Raw genomic sequence first — 938 nt, 5'->3', positions numbered from 1 at the left:
TGCCCTTCATACGTATCCTAATTTATAAAGCGCTCCGTGCAAAATAAAAAGACAGGGTCTGCTCCCCGCCTTAGCTAGTCTGACTTTTGATGTTGGTGTCGTAGGGCTTCGATGTAAACGGTTTGGTGATCTGCGGAGATGGAATAATAGACTTTGTAGCGATCTATAAATATGCGGTATGTACCTGCCCACGAAGGCTCGTTTGTCGGCATTGCGGTGGACAGAAGAAGAATCTTATGTTGGATTTTGCGGACAAGTTCAATCTGATAGCGTTTCGTCTCTTCCCGCGTGTAGTGTTGACTCTGGATTTGCTTTAAACTATCCCTGGCTGCTTGGGTCCATTGGATGTTCATAGGTCGCCCTTTTCGATGGCCTCCAGGATTTCTTCGGTTGTATAAGTCTTGTTGCCTGCGATGTCCATTTTGGCCTGTTTAATCAGCATTTTCAATTCCTCGTCGCTCTCAATTTCCTCTTGGACGATGTTATGCAGCGGCTTCACTAAGTAGTGCTTTCCCTCGATATCTACAATGGTGGAGTCATCCTCCTGTACCCATGTCTTAAATAATTCGGCATGCAAGCCTTCAAGCTTTCTGAGCATTTGAAATCCTCCCTGCCTGATATAGATATCCATTAGTATACCACCTCCCTAAAGTTCTTGATACGTACGCTTCTGTCTGTCATGCTGCTTATCCAGCTTGCAAATTAGCTGAAGGAGGCATGATGTATTCGCTTTTATTTTTCATGAGTGAATAGATGATATTGGTTAGCTTTCGCATTAGGCAAACCAGTGCCTGGATTTTGGTCTTTCCTTCTGATTGTTTCCGCTGGTAATAGGCATAGAATTGGGGATGGTTCGGCTGCTTGCTTCCTCTCTTCACCCCGATCTGCCGACAGGCAAGCTGGTAGAAAAGCTGATGCAATTGCCTGTTTCCTTGTCC

The 938-nt window shown here is 45.2% G+C and carries 2 protein-coding genes and 1 pseudogene; all 3 read right to left on the bottom strand.

What is annotated here, in order from left to right; all coding sequences use genetic code 11:
* Nucleotides 1–74: 74 nt before the first annotated feature.
* Nucleotides 75–353 (bottom strand): type II toxin-antitoxin system RelE/ParE family toxin, encoded by a 279-nt coding sequence (locus AR333_RS25690; RefSeq protein WP_068773571.1) that lies wholly within the window; start codon nucleotides 351–353, stop codon nucleotides 75–77.
* Nucleotides 350–598: a hypothetical protein gene (locus AR333_RS01405; protein ID WP_156430801.1), complete on the bottom strand. Its 249-nt coding sequence runs from the start codon at nucleotides 596–598 to the stop codon at nucleotides 350–352. The genes AR333_RS25690 and AR333_RS01405 overlap by 4 nt, the downstream gene beginning before the upstream one ends.
* Nucleotides 599–686: 88 nt before the next feature.
* Nucleotides 687–938: pseudogene (locus AR333_RS25235) on the bottom strand (IS110 family transposase); the annotation flags it as partial.

The sequence above is a fragment of the Paenibacillus sp. FJAT-26967 genome, from assembly GCF_001541095.1.
Classification (GTDB): Bacteria; Bacillota; Bacilli; order Paenibacillales; family NBRC-103111; genus Paenibacillus_F.
The sequence above is the reverse complement of the archived record's forward strand: the minus strand, read 5'-3'. Positions and strand labels throughout refer to the sequence as shown.